We start from the raw sequence: 23,448 nt of genomic DNA, 5'->3' as shown, positions 1-23,448 counted from the left end.
AGGTTAATCTATGGTTAAATAAGCGGATAAAGCGTATTATAGGTAAATACGGTACACAATAGCATAGCAAAGTGTGATGTACTTATTTTAAAGCTACTTCTCATAATTAGTATTTTCTCATGTTGTTTTAGTTGGGTTGAATATGACAATAAAAACCATAAATTTTGTTAACATAACATTTATTCTCAGTGTCTTTTTCACGGCCCAGGGGATGGCTAAAACAGACTCAAAAACAAACCCAAGCCATTTAGAAACCATTCAAATCAGGGGTTATCATGACAGCGCTGTCAAGTCTCTTTTAGATAAGCGCGACAGTCAATCTATTATAGATACTATTAGCGCACAAGACATCGGGAAATTTCCTGATAAAAATGTAGCAGAAGCACTCCAAAGGGTGACTGGTATTTCACTTTCAAGAGCACAAGGGGAAGGTGAGCGCGTTGGTGTCAGAGGCACTACACCAGAACAAAATCGTACATTCTTAAATGGTCAGTCTATAGCCTCGGCTGATTGGTGGATCTCTACACAGCCAAATAGAGGGTTCAATTACACATTATTACCTGCAGAACTCGTTACATCTTTAGAAGTGTATAAAACGCCGCAAGCGGACCACAATGAAGGGTCATTAGGTGGAACAGTTAATATTAAAACCCAGCGTCCTTTGCACATACAGCGTAATCCATTTGTAGTTAATGTACAAATGCAATACAACGACTTGTCTGGTGAGTTTGATCCTTTACTAAATACTTTTTATAGCTGGAAAAACCCAGATAAAGATCTCGGCATACACCTCACATTTACTCGCAATCATCGCTCTTTACGCCGTGATGGTCTTGAATCGTGGGGCTGGCACGAACGAAACTATAATAAAAATTCGCAAAACCAGCTGACGCCGACAACAAATGAAAATGCAGATATAAAAAATATTTGGACCGCAGGTGGTGGTGGCTCCGCTATTTTTCAACAACAGCGAATATTAACTAGCGCAACAGCAAGCATCGAATACCAACCAAACCTTGATTGGAACATCCAGCTCAACACTTTGTATTCAGTACTTAGCGCAGATAATAGTAATCAAAATTTTTTATGGCAACCAAGCACCGTATTTGCAAGAGGTGGCCACATAAATGATCCAGTGATCATAGATGGTACGCTTGCATACGCTGAATATTCAAAAGTTCCCGAAAATAATGCCCAAAATCTACCTTTTAGTACTGCTATGGAAGCAATTTGGCGTGAGTCACAAATTGATACCAGCAACCTGCACTTATTAGTAACTCAGCAAGCTAATTTGTGGCAAAACCAGTATCAAGTAGGTTTCACCAAAGGCGGAGGGGGCTCTAAACAAGATTACACCTCTCAGTTTTCAACTAATACGGCGTTTACTGTTGATACACGTCAGAACAAAAATATAATCGCAAACTACGATGTGTCACCACTTGATGCGCAGGCGTGGCAATTAACTGAAGCCCGTAATGATAGCCAAGACTCAAATGATCAAGAGTTATACCTACAAGGCGATTTTGAGCGAGTGGTTGATCATTCAATTATTAGCGCTTTTAAACTGGGCGCAAAATACCGCGATCACCAACGTGATTTTATTCGCTACCGTTCTTTTAATGGCGCCTTTGATGGCTTAGCACAACAACTAGATTGGACCTTGGCAGATTACCCGAGTCAGTTGCCTACAGGGTTTTTAGCTGACATTGGTAATGCACAAACACTAAAAGAATATAGCTATGCAGACATTAATAAATTATCGAATGATTTTAAAAATATAGATTTTACCCAACAAGAAGAAAAAGCAAGTCGATTTGATATTCAGGAACGCACTTTAGCAGGTTATGTTAAATTAATGCTAGAAGGGCAAGATTACCGCGCGAACCTCGGGCTAAGGCTGGTAAACACACAGCAAAATGCCAGCGCGTACAAACGGATTGGGTCAGCAATTTCACAGCAACAAAACTTTGTATGGCAACAGCATAAAAAAAGCTATGTTGATATACTTCCCAGCGTCAATGTCAGTATCGATCTGACTGAAAACCTTATAACACGGATTAGTGCTGCTCGGGTTATGTCGCGCCCACAATACAACCACTTAATGCCTTCAACAAACTACAATGTCACTCAGGCGCAAGGCCAAGGTGGTAATCCAGATTTAGATCCCTACCGTGCCAGCCAATTCGATTTTAGTCTTGAGTGGTACTTTGATGATGCCGCCCTACTTTCGATGGCATTGTTTAACAAAGACGTTGAATCATTTGTTGAATTTAAGCGAACCATTGAACAACATGAAGGCATAAACATGACCATAGACCGCCCTATAAATGGTAATGGTGGCACAATACGCGGTGTTGAATTAGGCTATCAACAAGAACTATTTTATGGCGTTGGTCTGATTGCTAATTACACTTTCGTCGATGGTAATCGCACCGATAGCTCAACGGGTCGCAAAAATTATGTACCAGGAACCTCAAAGCACACGGTTAATTTAACAAGTTACTATGACAATGAATGGCTCAGTGCACGCTTAGCTTATAATTATCGAACCCACTTTGCTACAGGTGTCGGTGAAGCAATAATGGATGATTTTGGTCAACTTGATGGCAACTTGACTTTTAAAGTTAGTAACCATCTAGATTTGGTATTTGAAGCTATTAATCTTACTGATGAAATTACACATATTTACGAACGTAACCACTATGCACCCACAGGGGTTTATCAGAATGGCCGACGGTTTTATTTCGGTGTTCGCTACAGCCATTAATCGTCAGTGCTTGGACGTTAATCGCATATTTTAGTAATTAAGGTACGCCTTGTTATACTGTGCAAATAATTATTACAAGCGAAGGAAATACCCATGCTAAAAACCAGTTTAGCGTTAGCCGTTGGACTTACGAGTTCATTAGCTTTTGCTGCTACACCTATTACAATTGAAGATATCCCAAAAATTCAGTCAGTTATCCAGACCAGCGTTAGCCCTGATGGTGATAGTGTTGCTTTTACTCGATCAGTGCCGCGTACTCTTTACGTTGATGAAAATGGTCGTAACTACAGCGAACTGTATGTTGTAAATGACGAAGGTGTTGAACGTCCTTTCATCACAGGTTCGGTGAATATCAAAAGTATTCAGTGGTCAAATGATAGTAAAAAAATCTACTTTTTAGCTAAACTAGAAGACGAAAAGTACACTGCGTTGTACCAAATACCGGTTGATGGTGGTGAAGCACAAAAAGTACTTTCACTTAAAGACACATCTATTTCAAGCTATCAGCTCAGCCCGAACAATAAGCAGTTAGCTATCTTAGCTATGCCTGCTGCCGACAAGTCAGATAAAGAACTTAAAAAACTGGGTTTCAAGGCAGAAGTATATGAGCTTGGCCTAAAGAACAAGCAGCTATTTATTGTTGATTTAGAAAAATCAGAAAAACCAGTTACCCCAACAGCATTAAACGTAGAAAACTACGTAAGTGATGTTAACTGGGCGGCCAATGGCGAAAAGTTACTTGTTAAAACTCAGCCAACAGCACTTATTGATGATCGATACACAAAATCTATGTGGCATTTATACGATGTTGCCAGTAACCAAGTAACGTTATCATTTAAAACAGAAGGCAAATTGGGCGATGCTGAGCTTTCTCATGATGGTAAGTACATTGCAATCATCGGCGCAGAAGATAAACATGATCCAGCGACAGGCCGTTTATTTATAGCTGATACTAAAACAGCACAAATTACAGAATGGCTGCCTAATTTTATGGGCCATATTGCTGACATCGAATGGTCAAACAAACGCAATACGCTTAATTTCATAGCGAATGTTGGCACTCAAAGTTATGTAGCAAGTATCAAAGCAGGCTCAAAAAAATATAAAAAGCTGATCAAAGAAGGTGAATTTATTGCTTCTAACCTGAGCATTTCAGACTCAGATAAAACGATTGCGCTTCGCGGTAACACTGCAAAGCACCCTAACGAAGTATTTATTGTACGTAAAAGTAAAGCCACACGTTTAACAGATTCAAACGAATGGTTAAACGATAAACGTTTTGCAAAACAAGAAACCGTTTCTTTAAAAGCACGTGATGGTGTTGAAATTGATGGTGTACTTGTATATCCGCTTGATTACAATGAGGGCACGCGTTACCCATTAATTATGTCTGTACATGGTGGCCCAGAAAGTCATGACAAAGACGGTTGGATAACAAACTATTCTCGCCCAGGGCAAATGGGTGCTGCACGTGGATATGCGGTATTTTACCCGAACTATCGCGGTTCAACAGGTAAAGGTGTTGATTACTCGAAGCTTGGCCAAAATGACTATGCAGGCAAAGAGTTTGATGACTTGGTTGATTTTAAAAATCACCTTGTTGATATGGGCTTAGTTGATACTAAACGTGTTGGTATTACCGGTGGCTCTTATGGTGGCTATGCGTCAGCTTGGGCGGCAACTAAACTAACCAAACACTTCGCAGCAAGTGTGATGTTTGTCGGTGTAACTAACCAACTGTCAAAGTTTGGTACGACTGATATTTCAAACGAAATGAACTTAGTTCATGCGCGTTCATACCCTTGGGATAAATGGCAATGGTACTTAGAGCGCAGCCCTATTTATTGGGCTGGTCAATCTGAAACACCATTACTGATCATGCACGGTAAAGATGATCCACGTGTTCACCCTGCTCAGTCAATGGAAATGTACCGTTACATGAAGGTACAAGGTAAAGATGTTCGCTTAATTTACTACCCAGGTGAAGGTCACGGTAACCGTAAAGTGGCGGCACAATACGATTACAGCTTACGCTTGATGCGTTGGATGGACAATTATTTAATGGATGGCAACAAAGACATGCCAGCCTTTGAAATTGACCACGCGGCTAAATTAAAAACAGTTAAAGACGCGAATAAATAATTAGTAAATTAATAATTTAATTACTCCAAAGGCTAACCACAGTGTTAGCCTTTTTCATTTTAGTCTGTAATTATTACAAAATAAAACCTACTAAGCACTTCAAGTATAAACAAAACCATTATAAAACAATGCTTTAAATTATGGTTCATCCTTTGCACAATTAAACTATATTAAAATAAGCAAGGATACATTATGAATATTTTTGAAGCATTACGTCACGACCATGATAAACAACGTTCACTAGTAGATGCCCTGATCAAAACCAGTGGTGACTCTGAAAACCGCCAGTCACTTATGACTGAACTAAAACATGAACTCGAAGAGCATGCTAAGTTCGAAGAACGCTTTTTTTATAATCCGCTGATGTGCGATGACTTAACCCAAGAGAAAGCACGTCACAGTGTTGCTGAGCACCACGATATTGATGAGCTGATTGAGGCACTTGAAAACACAGAAATGAGCTCACCTGCATGGCTTGCAAAAGCAAAAAAACTGCACCATATAGTACACCATCATCTTGAGGAAGAAGAACAAGAGGTGTTTCAACTAGCAGGTAAAGCACTTACTGAAAATCAAAAGCAGTTATTAGCTGATAAATACAACAACGCCATGCATTAGTATACCCAAACCACCTCAAAAGGCAGAATTCAGCGTTTCACAGGGGCTTAATTTAAAAGCGTTACTTTGCAACAAAGGCCATTCCTTTTAAGAAGGAACAACGATGAGACTAAGTGCTTATGAAGCGCCCAATGGCTTGGCATAAAAGCGATTTATACTGCGTTATTATTTTTAATAATAGACTCACTATTATTTGCAATCAATGCATTGCCTAAATCGCTTTCAATTCCAACAACGCTCGCATCTTGAGATGGTTTGAGTTTATAGCTCTTATTCAGAGTTCAGGCTCAGTAACAACCGAGCATTTCGGTTGTTACCTCTCTTCTGGTTCAAATAATTTTCCATCCGTAAACTTCAATTATCGGCTAAATAACCTAAGGACTTCCCTTTAATTATTCGTGTTTAATATTCACCATGGTATTACTGCAATAACATCTTTAAAAAGTCGTACTAAAATAGCGACAGCTGTTATAGGTTAAAGAAGCAACATTCAATGTTTGGCAATTATTGCATTTTAGCGTTTTTTAACAGAATATTTAAAGTTTGATATCTTCATTATAAAAAATAAAATATTTCAATTTAATCAATGGTATAATTAAAAATTATTATTTTAACTTCCCATCTTAATCAAACATTAGTTAAATAAAAGTTAATTAAAGACATTAAATATGTTGACCTAATGCACGCATTATCATACGCTTTGTAAGCGCTTACATTGTTAGCGCAATCTTTATCACACACATGTAAGCGCTTACATGTAAATTTTAAAAAATGAACTATGCTAACAAGCGCTTCCATTTATTAAGTCGACTGGGGTTCACATAATGAACATGACAACATCCAATCTTAGCCGTTTCTTTGCAGCCACATCACTAACAATGTTGTTCGGTTGCGGTGGCGGCGCTGAAACAAAATCTGATTTAACAGCTGTCGAACCAAGCGAGCCCGTCTCTGATTGGGTAATGGTTTGGAGCGATGACTTTGACGGTCAAGCGATTGATACATCAAAGTGGAACTTCGAAATAAATTGCGCTGGCGGTGGTAATAATGAAAAACAATGCTACACCGATAGCAGCGAAAACGCTTTTTTAAACGATGGCATCTTAAACATCGTAGCCCTTCCAGCGGAAGAAGGTGCAGAAAAGCCGTACACTTCAGCCCGTTTAACCACTCAGTATAAAGCAGATTTTACCTATGGCCGTTTTGAAATGAGAGCAAAACTGCCATCAGGTCAAGGTAGCTGGCCTGCATTTTGGATGATGCCAACAGACTCCGAGTATGGCGAATGGCCTCGTTCTGGCGAAATTGATATCCTTGAGGCTGTTAACCTTAAAACAGTTGGGGAAGATGGCACTGTAGAGTCAAATATTTATGGCACACTGCATTATGGCCGCGAATGGCCAAATAATGCAAGCTCTGGAAAAGCTTATACATTTCCAGAGGGCATGAACCCAGCTGATGACTTTCACACGTATGCTATTGAATGGCAAGAAGGCGAAATACGCTGGTATGTTGACGGTTACTTATATGCAACACAACGTCGTTCTGAAGTGCGTTACAACTCAAAAGATGAAGCCGTTGGCCTAAAACATAAAGGTTGGTTTGCTGAATACTTTGAACAAGGCAGTGGCGAACTGACAACTCACTGGGATACAGCGCCGTTTGATAAAGATTTCTTCTTAATCCTTAATCACGCTGTGGGTGGTGATTGGCCAGAAAACGTCAACAACTTAGGCATTGACGAGACTGCATTTGCAGAAGGTCAAAGCTTTGAAGTTGACTATGTACGTGTATATGAGTGTCAATCAGACCCTGCCACAGGTAAAGGCTGTGAAACTGTTCGCCCTGGCTACGATAGCTTAGATGACGCGCTAGTTGAGGGTGCAGCTCCAGTGCCAACACCACCAAGTGATGGTGTAGCCAAAAACCTAAACATTTTTGACGGCGGCTTAAATTCAAGCTGGATAGCATGGGATTGTTGTGGTGGTACCGTTCCTGCAACAGTCACAGATGCTGACAAAGGCGAAGTCATTCAGTTCAATATCAATGATAACAACGGCACAGTATTGGGCTTTTCTACACGCGGTGGTCATTTCCCTGATGACTTTGCAGGCACTTCAGCGCCATTTGATGCATCTCCATTAGTGGACGTAAATGGTCGTGTAACCTTTGAAATGAAGGTGGTTACTCCGCCAAATGCCGACACCACTTGGTTGTTAAAAGCGGAAGCGGGTGACGGTGGTCCAAATACGGGCGACGTTCCATTAAACCAAAGTTTAGAAGGCTTAGACCCTGTTGTTGGTCAATGGCAAACCTACACATTCCCTCTTTCGTTTTTACAAGAGAAAGGACTTGATCTGAGCGCGATAGACGTACTAATGATTTTCCCAGCATGGCAGACAGGCGAAGGTGCTGAGTACCTCATTGCTAATATAGCTATTGAAGGTGACTTAGGGGCATCGCCAGAGGTCGTTTTATTTACTGATGGACAAAATCTTGATTGGCCTATGTGGGATTGCTGTGGTGGTTCAACCCCTGTTGAAGCCATGGATGACGACGAACATGGCTTAACAGCCGAGTTCAGTATTGGTGCTGAACCAACTGTAATGGGCTTTAACACCCGCACATCAGCAGGTGGCAGCGGCAAAGCATTCGACGCAAGCAGTATTTTAGAAAGTGGTGTACTACAGTTTGATGTAAAAGTGATGACGGCTCCAAATAGCCCAGAATCAACTTGGGTAATGAAGATTGAATCTAACGAGGGCGACTCTGCTGTAGAGCTTCCACTAACAGACGCAGGTGATGCACCCGTTGTCGGTGAGTGGAAAACATATACGTATACACTTTCAGACCTAGCTGGCGCAGGTTTAGATGTAAGCGCTCTGGATGTAGTTATGATCTTCCCAGCATGGGGCACAGGCGAAGGCGCGGTATACCGTGTTGATAACGCAAAAATATACGATCCAAGTGCAGCCGCTCCTGCGGGCAACAAACTGACTGTATTTAAAGATAAAGCAGCCGATATGTGGAGTATTTGGGATTGTTGTGGTGGCTCTACCCCGACTGAGCAAGCAGACGATGACGCACACGGTACAGTTGCACAATTTGAAATTGGTGCGGCACCAACTGTAATGGGCTTTTTAGCCGACGAAGGTGTGTCTTTTGATGCATCGGCTATTTTAGCGACCGGCGTTGTTCAATTTGAAATGAAAATGGTAACCCCACCTAATGCAACAGATGCACAGTGGTTGTTCAAAGTTGAATCAACGGGCGCTGCGACAGCAGTAGAGCTGCCTCTTTTAGAAAGTGCTGAAGGCGAAGTACCAACGATTGGTCAATGGCAAACATATACATTTACATTGCAGTCGTTGTTTGATGCAGGCTTAGATATCAGTGATATCAATGTACTTATGATTTTCCCAGCGTGGGGCTCAGGTGAAGGTGCTGTGTATCGTGTTGATAATGTAGTTATCGCGAACCCGTAATACACCTTATTAAGTGGCAGATAATCAACAGAGTTGTTTGTCTGCCTACCCTAACAAATTTAGTAAAAGCAGAGCAATTATGAACACAATTAAGTTTAAAAAAAGCCAACTAGCGGCTTCTGTGTCACTTATCATCGCTGCAAGCACATTTAATTTAGCTTACGCAGCGCAAGAAGAAACTGCCGAACCAGAGCTAGAAGTAATTGAAGTAAAAGGTATTCGAGGCTCATTGATTCGTTCAATGGATGTTAAACGAGATGCATCCGGTGTTGTTGATGCCATTTCAGCTGAAGAAATGGGTAAATTTCCAGATACCAACCTAGCAGAATCACTACAACGTATTACCGGTGTATCTGTAAGTCGCTCTAACGGTGAAGGCAGCCAAATCACAGTGCGTGGCTTTGGCCCATCATTTAACCTCGTAACACTTAATGGCCGCCAAATGGCTGGCACAGGTTTTACACGCTCATTTAACTTTGAAAACCTATCATCTGAAGGTGTTAGCTCTTTAGAAGTAATGAAAACAGCCCGTGCAGAAATGCCAACAGGTGGACTTGGTGCCACTGTTAACATCGTTACAGCAAAGCCATTACAAAAGCCGGGTGAACGTTTTTCATTCATGGCAAAAGGGATTCATGACTCGTCTGTAGAAAACGGTGATGAAGTGACGCCTGAGATTGCTGGTATCTACAGCAACACCTTTGATGATGAGCGCTTTGGTGTATCAGCAAACTTTTCATATCATCGTCGTGATTTTCAAAAGCAATCAGCAAATGTACGCTCGTGGTTAGTAAACCCTAACCTTTCTTTAGATACTGAAAATATTACTGATAATCGCCCAACAGACGCTGACGGTAACCCAGCAAAACAGTATACGGATGCTAACGGAGAACGTGTTTCTGCTGCATTCTTCCCGCAAGAAATTAGTTTTGCCAAAGACGACATTCAACGTGAGCGCCTTAATGCACAAGCAACGTTCCAGTTTGCTCCTACTGATAACTTAACGTTTACCCTTGATCACACAATTTCAAATGCAGTGACGGGAAATAACTCACTATCTTGGGGTATTTGGAATGGCTCATTTGGCGGTAATGCGAACGAATATGAACTAGACGAAAATGGCACAGCCATCTATTACAATTCAGCGGGTGATGATGCATCATTTACTGCATTTCGTGAAACAACCGAGGTAGATGCTAAAGCAACGGGCTTAAATGTTGAGTGGCTAGCCACTGAAAACCTCAGCTTTACACTTGATGCACACACATCAAAAACAACGATTGATAACGGCAAAGATACCGGTTTGAACGCCAATGGCCGTATTATCTTAGGTTCAGCTGATATTGCTTCAAAAGAGTATTCTTTCCGTGAAGGTGATGTACCTGGTTTTAATGTTAATTGGAACAATGGCACGCAAGAAATCGACCCTAATCAAATAGGCTCTAACTTTAGTATTTTCACACGCACGCCGGGTGAATCTGAAGTATCCCAAGTGCAGCTCGACGGTCAATTATTTACTTATACTGATATTGGCCTTGAAACAGTTAAATTTGGCGCAGCCTACACTAAGCAATCCTTAAGTGAATGGGGTGGTTCAAATAATGCAAATGCACCAGGGTTTAATAACGGCACATTTGCTGAGATTTTTCCTGATGCGATGTTTGAACGTGTTGACTTAGCAAACTTCCTCGATGAGTTTTCTTTTGGTCCAAATGGCGTAGCGCCAGGTTATGCTTACACGTATGATTTTGATGAAGCTTTTGCGCGCCAAAGTGCATACCTTACAGAAGACGTACTGGGCAGTGATGTATATCAAATTGGCACCTTTGATGGCTTTCCAACTAATAAAGTTGAAGAAGAAACCATCAGCTTATACCTTTCAACGAACTGGGTGTTTAATGTAAGCGATTACGATGTATTCGTTAATTTAGGTGTACGTTATGAAGAAACCGATATCGTCAGTCCAGCTAAAAGCCGCGTGGCCGAACAAGTATACTGGGCTGGTGGTTCTGAATGGTTAACGCAGTTTGCAAGTGGCGGTGAGTTAGTTGAAGTTGACTACAAAGGCCAATACGACTTACTCCTTCCGATGATCGATATTAAAGTCGATTTAACTGACGATTTAGTCTCTCGTGTATCATGGGGTCAAACAATATCCAGACCTACACTAGACGCTATGCTAGGTAACTTGAGTCTTACCCCTTCACCTAAGTTAAACTCACGCAGTGGTAGTCGCGGTAACCCGAATTTAAAACCATTTAAATCAACAAATTTTGATTTGAGCTTAGAGTATTACTACAACGAAGGCAGTTACGCAGCGGTTGGTCTATTTTGGAAAGACGTTGATGACTGGATTGACAACACACAAGTTAATGCAACCTACGAAGGTCTGCATGACGTCTATTTAGGTGAGCGCTGGAATAACGCAGTTGCTGCCATTGAAGGTCGTGGTGAACAAGCAACCGACGGAGCAATTTATAATGAGATTGTTGCAAATGGTGTAGGTATTGGCGAAAACAATCGTATTTTACCTGACCCTGCAACCGATCCGCTAATTGAGTGGACAATTGAATCGCCCGAAAATGTGGGTTCTCGAAAGGTTAACGGTGTAGAGGTCTCTATTCAGCATTTGTTTGGTGAATCTGGCTTTGGCGCAGGCTTCAATGCAACTATGGTTGACGGTGATGTTGAATATGATAACCACATACTTGCCTCTCAGGCTATTTTAGCAGGACTGAGTGATTCAGCGAATCTACAAGGTTTTTATGAAAAAGACGGCTTATCTGTAAAAATTACAGGTGCGTGGCGCGACCAATATCTTATAGCGCAAGGTTTACCGGACTCAGGCGCCACTGCGCCACCACAGTACGCTGAAGAGTATCTTCAATGGGATGTTAGTGTTAACTACGAAGTCAACGAAAGCACCACAGTGTTCTTTGAAGGTGTTAACTTAACAAATGAAACTGAACGCTCATTTAGCCGATTCGAAAGTCAGTTCTTGAGCGCAGCTCAATACGGCCCGCGATACGCAATTGGCTTTAGGTATTCAATGGGCAACTAAACAACACAGCATTCCCCTATTGCTAAATCAAAAGCCGCTCATAGAGCGGCTTTTTATATACATAACGAAAACCCTGTGCCTATAAAAGCTTAAAACCCCTCATCATCACTTGAAACAGTAACGAAAAGTGCCTCATCCATATCCATTTGCACTAAAAAGTTAATAGGCTTACAACACACTTGGCAATCTTCAATGTATTGTTGATCCAAATCACTGGGATCAATCAATATATCTAAGCGTTCACCACAGTAAGGGCATGTGATGGTACTTTGTGTTAATTGATTCATTACAATAGCTCCTTACACTATAAAGTTTGATAACTGCAACCTGCTTTATTTTGACGATTTACTCATCTGCTTGATACTTTATCATTGTGATAAAAAACCTAAAACAATACATCGATTTTTAAAGTAGCCTTAGCTAATCTCGCGTAATTTACCTTTAGTCTAATTTACGATGCACGTCTCACGGCTATAAATTTAACATCTTGGTCGCGCAATAAGTAAAGCGCAAAACAGGCCGCCCACATTGGCCATGCTGCAAAAAACAATAAATTGTTAAACCCATCAAGATATTGCGCGTAAGATGAGAGTGTGGAAGCACCATGCATTAAAAAAATTAAACCATAAGTAATACGCTTTTTGATACCCGCCATAAATGCAAACACCAGTACCAGCTGTAAACTCCCCAAAATATAGGCTATGGTGTCAGTAGACCCACTTATGCCATAAAAATGTTCGAAAATGCGTGCGCTGTGCCCTGGGTTTACAAACTTATCCAGCGTCCACATCAGCATCACAATAAATACGCCTAAGCGCAATGTAAATAAAGACCATTGCAGGCGGTTTTGAGTATCTGTGGTGATTGTTTGAGTCATTATCTTTCCTTTGTCTTGTTTACTACTAAAAACAACAAGACCGAGCAGACGTCAATTTCTTACAAAAAAGTTTATAAACTATTTTGAAAGTATTTTTACCCCTTTAGGGTCTCATACAGCGTATATACCCTATTTAATTGCAGTGAGATGATTTTGAAATACGCATTTTTAGCACTAAGTATTTGTGCCAGCTTTACATCAGTCGTAAAAGCAAACAACGAAATTGAAGTAATCCAAGTATCCGCGGAAAAACTAAAAGCCCATCAGCTATCGCCCAAAGATGCGAAAATAAGCGGGCCATTTGGCGATGATCTATCACTAAGCGACATCGCCCGCGCGATTACTCCAATTAGTAGCGACATGATTGAGCAACTCAATATCACCACTTTACAAGATATTTTAGCCGTTACACCGAACAGTTACGCCGCCAGTGGCTTTGGTGCTCCCAGCTTACCCACACTTCGCGGTCAACTGGGTGAACTTTATCAAGATGGTGTACGTCGACAAGCGGGTAACAATGGCTTTGGTATCCCCATATCATTTAATGCAATTGAGCAAATTGATGTGGTGAAAGGCGCACCACCAGTTCTACTTGGTACTAGTCAACGTAATGGTGGATTCGTTAATTTACATTCAAAAACAGCCAATACCGAAACCTCACAAGGCAAAGCAACTATATCTGCGGGACGTTGGGATCACTTCAGTGCGCAACTCGATTATTCAGCGCCTATAGTCCAAGGCGAAAGCGGGTTTAGAGTGAGTGTTGAGCATATTGATAATGGTAGTTTTTATGATTACGCGGGTTTTCAAAGTGATAGCCTCTTTGCCGCCGTGCGGTTTTTACCTGATGATAAAACCAGCTGGGATCTAAACTTTGAGCTCTATCATGTTGAGTTTACTGATAACGCAGGTATAAACCGCCCCACACAGGCATTAATCGATAACGGGCTTTATATCACAGGCCAAGGCGTGCAACCCAATGGCAGCACAGTACCTGGCGCCGGGGCAATTGTCTCGCCAACTGGGCAAGTGATGTTACCGCGCAATCAAGTATTGACCGACCCTGACAACATAAATGACGCTACTACATACCTATTTCACAGCGTGTATAAACGTCAGCTAAATAACCAGTTAAGCCTTAAAAACATTACTTATTTTCAGCATTTAGAACGCGAAGAAATTGCGCAAAATAGCTTTGTAGAAATTATTGATGGCGCCGACACAGTGCAAAACCGCACTGAGTTAAATTATCAATGGGCAGACAATCAAAACACCTTATTTGCCTTAGATATGCGTTATAACAAGGTCAAAGGCTTTAGCCAATTTACCACCGAGGCTGACTCCCCTATTGACTTAACGGGTCCAATTGAAAACCGCCGCATCCCTCTTACAGCAGAACAACAGGCCCGTTTGGTTGAATTGCGCCCAGGTGTATTTGTATCGCCAGGGGGTCAATACGACATAAATAATGATAGCAATGGTGATTTTTCACTTTCTGATACGACTAACTCCACCAGCGTGCAAACAGGCATTGCGATACAGCACGATAGCCAATGGACCAACCAACTTCGTACCAGCGTTGGATACCGTATCGACTATTATGATGTGAAAGCAAGCGATCCTATTGCACCCCAAGGTCAAATAGCCGCCAGCGATAATATTTATGAAACCCTTCACTCAGGTCAAGCGAGCATTAACTATAAACTGACACCAGCACTGACAAGTTACATGGCAGGAAGCTACAACCAAGCAACCTCAAACAGTATGGCTGGCGGTAATGTATTAGGTAGTGATAACAAAATAAGTGCTCAGAACTTTGCAACTGATAACACGCTCGCAGAAGTGGGCTTAAAATACGCACCTGCAGACAGCGCGTGGTACGTTGACGGGGCGTTATTTAATCAACGCCGCAGTTTGCGTAATCGAGATGGCAGTAATACAGGTATTCGCACTCAAGGCTTCGAAAGCCAGGCTTTTTATGATGCAGCCAACTATTGGTTTAGTGTTGGTTACAGTTATATTGATGCCCGATACGATAATTCAGCAAGCAGCCAAGGCGCAAAGCAAGTATCTGATATATTTGATAACTCTCGCCCCGATATTATAAACGGCACAACGGGTGGCGCGCCTAATTTTACTGCATTTGCTCCATCAACACAGCGTGTACAAGGAATACCTGAGCAATCTGTCAGTGTAAATGGCGGTATGTCAATTACGCCACAGTGGGATATTGGGCTAGGCGCTATTTACACAAAAAGCTACCCTTTAGACTATTTAGCCACGGTTTATATACGCGACCAATACACACTCAATCTAAATAGTCGCTATGTATTCAACGAGCAAATGGCTTTGCGTTTAGACATTACCAATGTAACCAACCAAAATAACTGGCGACCGGTGTTTGAAGGCGGTTACTTTGGCGCAACACTCGTTTATCCAGAGCTGCCTATTCATGGCAAATTGACCTTTACCTATAACTTTTAATAGCGAGTGAACATGTTAAAAAAATTACTATTATTGATTGTTGCCTTGCTGGGTGTAGGGCTCTTTTTTCACTTTGATATTCACCAACTACTTACCCTTGATGGCTTAAAAGGATCAATGGAAGAATTTAGCCAATGGCGCGAACAATCGCCACTTTTGGTGATTGGAGGGTTCTTTTTACTCTACGTTGTGGTCACTGCACTGTCTTTACCCGGTGCTGCCATTTTAACATTGGCTGCGGGAGCACTATTTGGCCTTGTTGAAGGGTTATTGGTTGCCTCTTTTGCATCAACCATTGGCGCTACGTTAGCGTTTTTAGTCTCGCGATATTTATTACGTGACGTGGTTAAGAAACGTTTTCCAGAACGTTTGTCTGCCATTGATGCAGGCGTTGAAAAAGAAGGCAGCTTTTACCTATTTACCTTAAGATTAGTGCCTGTTTTCCCATTCTTTTTGATAAACCTGCTGATGGGCCTAACAGCTATTAAGTCATGGACATTCTATTGGGTCAGTCAAATCGGCATGTTAGCCGGCACATTTGTATTTGTTAATGCGGGCACACAATTAGCTCAAATTGATAGCTTATCGGGCATTTTATCCTTAGACCTTATAGTCTCATTTGCACTGCTGGGTGTATTTCCGCTCATTGCAAAAGCAATTATTAATGTACTAAAAAAACGTAACGTATATAAAAATTATACTAAACCGAAACAGTTTGACCGCAACATGATTGTCATCGGAGGAGGCGCTGGTGGTTTGGTGACCAGCTACATAGCTGCCGCAGTGAAAGCAAAAGTCACGTTAATTGAAGCCGGTGAAATGGGTGGTGATTGCTTAAACTATGGTTGTGTGCCAAGTAAAGCAATTATAAAAAGTGCTAAAGTTGCTGAACAATTTAAGCATGCAGATAAATATGGTTTAGAAAGTATCAGCCCTGAATTTTCATTTAAAAAAGTCATGGCCCGTGTACACCAAGTCGTTGCTGATATTGCCCCGCACGACAGTATTGAGCGCTATACTAATTTAGGCGTTGAAGTACTTAAAGGCTACGCCAAAATTATTGACCCATGGACTGTGGAAATTAAACTTAACGACGGTGCTAGCCAAACGCTTACCGCTAAAACAATTGTTATTGCTACCGGCGCTCGCCCGTTTGTGCCGCCACTACCCGGTATAGAAGAAACAGGCTATGTTACCAGTGACACATTGTGGAAAAAGTTTGCAGATTACAATCATGCACCTAAAAAGCTTGTGGTACTTGGGGGTGGGCCAATCGGCTCTGAGCTTGCACAAAGCTTTGCACGGCTAGGCTCATCGGTTACGCAAATCGAAATGGCCGATCGCATCATGATCAAAGAAGATATTGAGGTTTCAGAGTTTGCCAGCCACGCTTTACAAGCCAGTGGCGTGAATGTATTAACCAATCATCAAGCGCTGCGCTGTGAAGCTCGCGATGGTAAAAAGTACATTATTGTTAAACACCAAGAGCAAGAGCTTGAAATTGAATACGACGAACTGTTATGTGCAGTTGGCCGTAGTGCCCGCTTAACGGGCTATGGCCTTGAAGAGTTAGGTATTGAAACCAACCGAACTATTGTTACTAACGAGTACTTAGAAACCCTTTATCCGAATATTTTTGCTGCGGGCGATATTGTCGGTCCGTATCAGTTTACGCATGTTGCAGCTCACCAAGGGTGGTACGCTGCGGTAAACGGCTTATTTGGGAACCTTAAAAAATTCAAGGTCGATTATCGCGTTATTCCATGGACCACATTTATTGATCCAGAAGTAGCGCGCGTTGGTTTAAACGAGCAAGATGCTATCGAACAAGGGATTGATTACGAAATAACACGCTTTGAATTTAAAGAGCTTGACCGAGCAATCACAGAAAGTGCAACGCAAGGCTTTATCAAAGTGATCACACCTAAAGGCAAAGATAAAATACTCGGCGTTACCGTGGTGTCTGAACATGCTGGTGACTTAATTGCTGAATTTGTATTAGCAATGAAACACGGCTTAGGCCTTAATAAAATACTAGGGACTATTCATAGTTACCCAACCTGGGCTGAAGGTAACAAGTACGCGGCGGGTGAATGGAAACGTGCTAATGCGCCACAAACTGTGCTTAATTGGCTTGAGAAATACCACACTTGGCGCAGAGGCTAAAATGAAATTAGCCTTTTATTGTGTCTTTAAAATGACAGTGTTGTTGGCTATTTTAGCCAGCACCACTGTAAAGGCTGATGAATCGGATTCAATTCATCAGCCTTGGGACCAATTGTTAAGCAAACATGTAAAAAGCATTTCTAAAGGCACCAGTACTCAGGTTAACTACAGCGGGTTTAAAACTGACCAAGTGATGTTAACGGGCTACTTAGATGCTCTTTCACAGGTAAGTCAGCGTGAATTCAACAGCTGGTCAAAAGCCAAACAATTGGCGTTTTTGATCAACGCTTACAATGCATGGACTGTGGCGTTTATTTTAACCAAATACCCTGATATAGCATCGATAAAAGAGCTGGGCAGTTTTTTTAGTTCGCCATGGCGTAAAGAGTTCATCCCTTTATTAGGTAAAACCCGTAGTTTAGATAACATAGAACATACATTAATTCGTGGTGAAGGAAATTATAACGAGCCTCGTATTCATTTTGCTGTTAACTGTGCCAGCATTGGTTGCCCTGCTCTGCGTGCACAAGCCTATCGTGCACAGCAGTTAGATATGCAATTAGAGCAACAAACAAAGTCCTTTTTAGCAGATACAACCCGCAATTATATAGCCGATGATACTCTCTATTTGTCACCAATTTTTAAGTGGTATCGTGATGATTTTGAGCAAGGCTTTGGTGGTGCAAATAGCTTAAATGCATTTACCCTGCTGTACTCAAATGCGCTAAACTTAACACCAACCGAGCAACGCAAAATTAAAAATAACACAATGAAAATTAAGTTCTTAGATTACAACTGGGCATTGAATGATACGCCATAAACAACTGCGCATTGCTTTTTGTAATACACTTTGTGGCCTAATATTATTGCTGACGGCCCCTTTTTTAAGTGTTGCTAAGGAGCAAAAACCGACTTGGCAAACCATCGTTAACAATGGCAGTAATAAGCCTGTTTATTTTCATGCATGGGGTGGCGACCCACAAATAAATAGATATATACAATGGCTTGGTGAGCAAGTTAAGCAGCGCTACAATATTGAGCTACATCATATAAAACTTACCGACACCAGCGAAGCTGTAAGCCGTGTATTAGCTGAAAAGTCAGCGGATAATCACGATGCTGGAAAAGTCGACTTAATTTGGATCAACGGCGCTAACTTTGCAGCTATGGCCCAACATAGTTTATTAGCACCTAATTGGGCACAATCACTGCCTAACTTTGCTCTAACAAACCCGGATAACAACCCTGCTGTCACACTTGATTTTGGTGTGCCAACTCAAGGCATGGAATCCCCCTGGGGCCAAGCCGCTTTAACCTTTTACTATGATAGTAAAACGATGTCAGCCCCTCCGTATAGTTTGGCTGAGTTACTAACATGGAGTGCTCAACATCAAGGTCGCTTTACTTACCCAAAGCCCCCTGATTTTATTGGTGTAAGTTTCTTAAAGTACGCACTAATAAGCCTTACACCTGAGTCATTACAGCACTTACTTTATCAACCCGCTACTGAGCAAAGTGCAGCCTTGTTGTTGCCAGCGCTATGGCAATACTTAGATACCCTGCACCCAAACCTTTGGCGAAAGGGGAAATACTTTGTTTCAAGCAGCACTGCCCTTAGGCGCTTAGTGGGAGATACAGAGCTGAGTTTAGCATTAACCTTTTCAGCTGCTGAAATACCTGCCGCCGTAATGCGTTATGATTTACCCACCAGCATTCGCAGCTATGCGATGCGCGATGGCAGTTTAAGCAATATACATTTTGTCGCCATTCCTTATAACGCTAGCCACAGCGACAGTGCAAAATTGCTTGCTAACTTTATGCTTAGCGTACAAGCGCAAGCCAAAAAGCAACAAGCTAGTATTTGGGGTGACCGTACCGTGCTTGATTTATCACTTTTAAACGCTGAGCAAAAAACGCTATTTGCACACCCTAACCCGCACCCAAGTAGTTTAGTATTAACTAATCAAAGCCCCGCCTTAGCTGAGCCGCATCCGAGCTGGGTCAACTATATAAATCAACATTGGCTTAGTCGTTACGCCGTACCTCATTCTGTTAAAAAGGTACTAAAATGATCAAGACCGATGATTTATTTACCAAAACCGTACTATTAAGCCCAGCATTATTAATGGCATTATTAATTATTCCTGTTATGGGTGGGTTAATTGGCGTACTGCTGCCAGCGTTTGGGTATATACCTGCACTTGATAAAATGCGCTTCTCCTTGCACGGCTTCAGTGTTCTGTTTAATACCTCAGGTTTTAGTAAAATGGTGTTACTCAGTCTCAGCAGCGCATTTATAAGCACTATTTTAGCCTTGGCGATAACCTTATTAATTTTAGCCTGCTATTTTACCAGTCCTTGGCTTGCTCGCATTCAACGCCTACTAGGCCCTATCTTGGTTATTCCTCATGCCGCGGCGGCCATCGCCATTGGATTTTTAATAACGCCTTCAGGAATGATATCGCGGCTATTTTCCCCTTGGTTTAGTGGTTGGCAAAGTCCTCCTGATTGGTTACTACCCCATGATGCTTGGGGTATAAGCATGATCTTAGGATTAACACTCAAAGAGTTACCATTTTTATTACTCATGGCATTAGGTGCATTGGCGCAAGCTGACCTAGGGGCTAAATTACGCGCTCATCATAAAATTGCCTTGAGTTTGGGCTACTGCCCCATGACCGCTTTTTTTAAGGTCGTTTTGCCAAACCTTTATCCATTACTACGATTACCTGTATTGGCGGTGCTTGCTTATGCCAGTGCTAATGTCGAAATCCCATTAATTTTAGGCCCTAATGCGCCGCCTACCTTGGCAGTTGCAATTATGCATTGGTTTAATGATGTTGATTTAACTTTGCGTATTAAAGCCTCGGCGGGTGCAATTATTCAGCTCTTAATTACGCTGGCTTTACTGGCATTTTGGTTGATGTGCGAAAAACTATTCAAACGGTTGACTCTGTCTAGTCTCACTAATGGACAACGCGAGTATGCAGGTCAGTTTGTTATGTGGTTTACACATATTTTAACCGTTATTTTAATAAGCTGTGTATTCATATCTTTAGCTGGACTTGTACTTTGGTCTTTTGCTGGATTTTGGCGGTTTCCTGATATTTTACCCGAACAATTCGTGCTAATGCACTGGCAAAATACACTCGCACACATGCAACAGCCATTATTGGATACGCTATTGCTTGGTATTAGCGCCACATTAATTGCAATCATTTTTACGCTATTCACTCTTGAAGCTGAGCAATTAAGAGGGCAGCCTTTATCACGGATTGCCAGCTTAGTTATTTATTTGCCAATGCTCATTCCAAGTATTGCGTTTTTATTTGGTTTAGTTTGGTTGCAAGAGCAAGTTAATAGTCATCACGCATTTTTTAATGTCATTTTTAGCCATTTATTGTTTGTTGTGCCCTATGTATTTTTATCATTGGCCAGTAGTTATAGACGAATGGATCCTCGATTTGCTAATTTAGCTGCAAGCCTTGGTGCACCACCTGCTAAGGTTTTTTGGCAGGTTAAACTACCCATGTTATTCGCGCCAATTTGCATTGCACTTGCACTGGGGCTCGCTATTAGCTTTAGTCAGTATTTACCAACTTTACTCAATGGTGGGGGTCGCATAAACACCATTACCACCGAAGCCGTTGCCCTAGCTAGTGGTGCAAGCCGGCGGGTAAGCTCAGTGTATGCGTTAATGCAAATGCTACTACCCGCGCTGGCATTTGCCCTTGCTTGGGTTATACCAACACTGCTAAAAAAGTATCAACATAGGCCAAAACATGCATAGTTTAGTAATCAAACAATTAACTATATGCCAGCAAGGCAAACCGCTTATTAGCCTTGATGAAACCATTCAAGGGGGCGAGATCCTCAGCATTATGGGCCCTTCTGGCAGTGGTAAATCAACACTATTGAATTGGCTTACAGGCATGTTGCCCTCAGCGTTCAGCGCACAAGGTCAGTTATATTTGAATCAACAAGATATTACCCTAAGCGCTAGTCATTCACGCCATTTAGGCCTGCTTTATCAAGATTCATTGTTGTTCCCTCATTTATCTGTTGCTGGCAATATTGCCTTTGCAATGCCAAAGACCAACAAAAAACAGCGCGTTGAAAAAATCAGCCATGCACTTGAACAAGTCGGTTTAAACGGGCTAGAAAATCGTGCACCTGAGAGTTTATCGGGCGGTCAACAAGCCCGCGTGGCGCTACTACGTGTATTATTGAGCGAACCTAAAGCAATCTTACTTGATGAACCCTTTAGTAAGTTAGACAGCCAATTGCGCCAAGAAACCCGAGAGCTGGTGTTTAAACAAATACGTGATCACAAACTCCCCGCAATCATGGTTACACACGATCAAACTGATGCAGATGCTGCAAATGGTAAAGTAATTAACTTAAGTCGCCGGGGAAACAGCCATGCTCGATAAATACATTACTCCCGTTATTAAGCCACTTTTAACACCTGTGGTTGCCATATTTGATAAACGCGGTATCACCGCCGATACACTTACCGTGACCGGTTTTTTAATCGGACTATTAGCCGTGCCCTTGCTTGCTTTTGAGCTTTGGTATTTAGCACTTGGGGCAATAATAATTAACCGCATTTTCGATGGCCTTGATGGCGCCTTAGCACGCTACAGTAAGCAAAGCTCAAGCGCTGGAGGCTTTTTAGATATTACCTTAGACTTTTTATTTTATGCTGCAATACCGCTTGGGTTTATACTTGCTAACCCTGCGCAAAATGCGATTGCTGGTGCCATTTTATTAGCCACTTTTATTGGCACTGGTTCAAGTTTTTTAGCTTTTGCGATTGCCGCCGAAAAATTTAAGTTAGACAAACCGCAGTTTAAATATAAAAGCTTTTATTATTTAAATGGCCTGACTGAAGGCACAGAAACCATTGCCCTGTTTATTGCCTTTTGTATTTGGCCTCAGCACTTTGCCATTATGGCTTACTTTTTTGCCTTTGCCTGTGCTATTACAATTGTTACTCGTATTTATGGCGGTTATGTAACACTCAAACAACAAGAGTCAATCACAGATGAATAATGAGCTTTATTGGCGTCTCGGTTTTTTTATCAGTATTTTAGCAATCATGATGTTGCTTGAGGGGTTAAAGCCTGCTCGTCAATCCACGGTTGCGGCTAAGCACCGTTGGTTTGCAAACTTTGGCTTAGTGTTTATATCATCTGTGATTGCCCGCTTAACTGTGCCCATCGGCTTAACTGCATTAGCGATTTACAATACCGAGCAAGGTATTGGTCTTTTTAACTTAATCCAACTACCACTGTGGTTAACTATTCTGCTGAGTGTATTAATACTCGATATGCTTATATATTGGCAACACAGGCTATTCCACCAAGTACCAATGCTATGGCGTTTGCACAAAGTTCACCATGCTGACAGCCATATAGATGCCAGTACAGGGCTACGCTTTCACCCATTTGAAATTGTGCTCAGTATTTTAATTAAACTAATTGCCGTTACAGCGCTGGGCGCACCTGCGATTGCAGTACTCATATTTGAAATTGCACTAAACGGCTTTGCCCTGTTTAACCATGCCAATATACGATTACCGAAAAAACTAGAGCAGGTATTACGGTTTGTAGTAATCACTCAGCAACTACACCGCATTCACCATAGCCAGCGGCCTGATGAAACCAACAGTAATTATGGCTTTAGTGTAATTTGGTGGGATAAACTCTTTGGCAGTTATAAACCGCATGCCAGTGAAACCGACGCCACATTGAAAGTCGGCTTAAGCCAATACCCCGCAAGCAAAAAAAATGCATCAGTAATAACCTTATTACAGATGCCCTTTAAGTAAATACAAAACACCGGG

General features: G+C 41.7%; 15 protein-coding genes. 13 read left to right on the top strand and 2 right to left on the bottom strand.

All coding sequences use genetic code 11. The annotated features are described in order from the left end of the window. Window positions 1–211: 211 nt before the first annotated feature. The 5 genes from C7Y70_RS02835 (at window position 212) to C7Y70_RS02815 (ending at window position 12,073) form a co-directional block, all read left to right on the top strand. The gene (locus tag C7Y70_RS02835; RefSeq protein ID WP_245321333.1) at window positions 212–2,767 is read left to right on the top strand and encodes a TonB-dependent receptor; all 2,556 of its coding nucleotides are present in this window, start codon (window positions 212–214) and stop codon (window positions 2,765–2,767) included. A 93-nt stretch (window positions 2,768–2,860) separates the two neighbouring features. Then, window positions 2,861–4,909 carry a S9 family peptidase gene (locus tag C7Y70_RS02830; RefSeq protein WP_135473296.1) on the top strand — a complete coding sequence of 683 codons (2,049 nt, stop codon included), beginning with the start codon at window positions 2,861–2,863 and terminating at the stop codon, window positions 4,907–4,909. 192 nt (window positions 4,910–5,101) lie between these two features. Continuing rightward, window positions 5,102–5,527: a hemerythrin domain-containing protein gene (locus C7Y70_RS02825; RefSeq protein WP_099296691.1), complete on the top strand. Its 426-nt coding sequence runs from the start codon at window positions 5,102–5,104 to the stop codon at window positions 5,525–5,527. A gap of 824 nt (window positions 5,528–6,351) precedes the next feature. Then, window positions 6,352–9,012, top strand: a complete 2,661-nt coding sequence (locus C7Y70_RS02820; RefSeq protein ID WP_135473295.1) for a glycoside hydrolase family 16 protein — start codon at window positions 6,352–6,354, stop codon at window positions 9,010–9,012. 79 nt (window positions 9,013–9,091) lie between these two features. Next, the gene (locus C7Y70_RS02815) at window positions 9,092–12,073 is read left to right on the top strand and encodes a TonB-dependent receptor (protein WP_135473294.1); all 2,982 of its coding nucleotides are present in this window, start codon (window positions 9,092–9,094) and stop codon (window positions 12,071–12,073) included. A gap of 89 nt (window positions 12,074–12,162) precedes the next feature. On the opposite strand, the gene C7Y70_RS02810 is transcribed toward C7Y70_RS02815, so the two are convergent. Together C7Y70_RS02810 and C7Y70_RS02805 are read right to left on the bottom strand one after the other, a co-directional pair. After that, window positions 12,163–12,360 carry a CPXCG motif-containing cysteine-rich protein gene (locus C7Y70_RS02810; RefSeq protein ID WP_099296688.1) on the bottom strand — a complete coding sequence of 66 codons (198 nt, stop codon included), beginning with the start codon at window positions 12,358–12,360 and terminating at the stop codon, window positions 12,163–12,165. Between the two features lie 164 nt (window positions 12,361–12,524). Next, on the bottom strand, window positions 12,525–12,950 hold the full coding sequence (locus C7Y70_RS02805) for a hypothetical protein (protein ID WP_099296687.1): 426 nt from the start codon (window positions 12,948–12,950) through the stop codon (window positions 12,525–12,527). Window positions 12,951–13,130: 180 nt separating this feature from the next. On the opposite strand from C7Y70_RS02805, the gene C7Y70_RS02800 reads away from it, so the two are divergent. Genes C7Y70_RS02800 through C7Y70_RS02765 form a run of 8 tightly spaced genes read left to right on the top strand, consistent with a single transcriptional unit; the run spans window position 13,131 to window position 23,433 of the window. Next, a complete protein-coding gene (locus tag C7Y70_RS02800; RefSeq protein ID WP_245321337.1) occupies window positions 13,131–15,434 on the top strand; it encodes a TonB-dependent receptor in 2,304 nt (767 codons plus the stop codon). Between the two features lie 12 nt (window positions 15,435–15,446). Continuing rightward, complete coding sequence (locus tag C7Y70_RS02795; protein WP_135473292.1) at window positions 15,447–17,600, top strand: bifunctional TVP38/TMEM64 family protein/FAD-dependent oxidoreductase; 2,154 nt, start codon at window positions 15,447–15,449, stop codon at window positions 17,598–17,600. Between the two features lie 31 nt (window positions 17,601–17,631). Then, window positions 17,632–18,420 carry a DUF547 domain-containing protein gene (locus C7Y70_RS02790; RefSeq protein ID WP_135473313.1) on the top strand — a complete coding sequence of 263 codons (789 nt, stop codon included), beginning with the start codon at window positions 17,632–17,634 and terminating at the stop codon, window positions 18,418–18,420. Next, window positions 18,407–19,672 (top strand): ABC transporter substrate-binding protein, encoded by a 1,266-nt coding sequence (locus tag C7Y70_RS02785; RefSeq protein WP_135473291.1) that lies wholly within the window; start codon window positions 18,407–18,409, stop codon window positions 19,670–19,672. The genes C7Y70_RS02790 and C7Y70_RS02785 overlap by 14 nt, the downstream gene beginning before the upstream one ends. Further along, on the top strand, window positions 19,669–21,390 hold the full coding sequence (locus C7Y70_RS02780) for an ABC transporter permease subunit (RefSeq protein WP_135473290.1): 1,722 nt from the start codon (window positions 19,669–19,671) through the stop codon (window positions 21,388–21,390). Before C7Y70_RS02785 ends, C7Y70_RS02780 begins: the two co-directional genes overlap by 4 nt. Next, a complete protein-coding gene (locus C7Y70_RS02775; RefSeq protein ID WP_135473289.1) occupies window positions 21,383–22,033 on the top strand; it encodes an ATP-binding cassette domain-containing protein in 651 nt (216 codons plus the stop codon). The genes C7Y70_RS02780 and C7Y70_RS02775 overlap by 8 nt, the downstream gene beginning before the upstream one ends. Then, window positions 22,023–22,655: a CDP-alcohol phosphatidyltransferase family protein gene (locus C7Y70_RS02770; protein ID WP_135473288.1), complete on the top strand. Its 633-nt coding sequence runs from the start codon at window positions 22,023–22,025 to the stop codon at window positions 22,653–22,655. Before C7Y70_RS02775 ends, C7Y70_RS02770 begins: the two co-directional genes overlap by 11 nt. Beyond that, complete coding sequence (locus C7Y70_RS02765; RefSeq protein WP_135473287.1) at window positions 22,648–23,433, top strand: sterol desaturase family protein; 786 nt, start codon at window positions 22,648–22,650, stop codon at window positions 23,431–23,433. Before C7Y70_RS02770 ends, C7Y70_RS02765 begins: the two co-directional genes overlap by 8 nt. Window positions 23,434–23,448 lie beyond the last annotated feature (15 nt).

The sequence above is a fragment of the Pseudoalteromonas sp. KS88 genome (assembly GCF_004766475.1).
Classification (GTDB): domain Bacteria; phylum Pseudomonadota; class Gammaproteobacteria; order Enterobacterales; family Alteromonadaceae; genus Pseudoalteromonas.
This window is presented reverse-complemented; position numbering and strand designations above follow the sequence as displayed.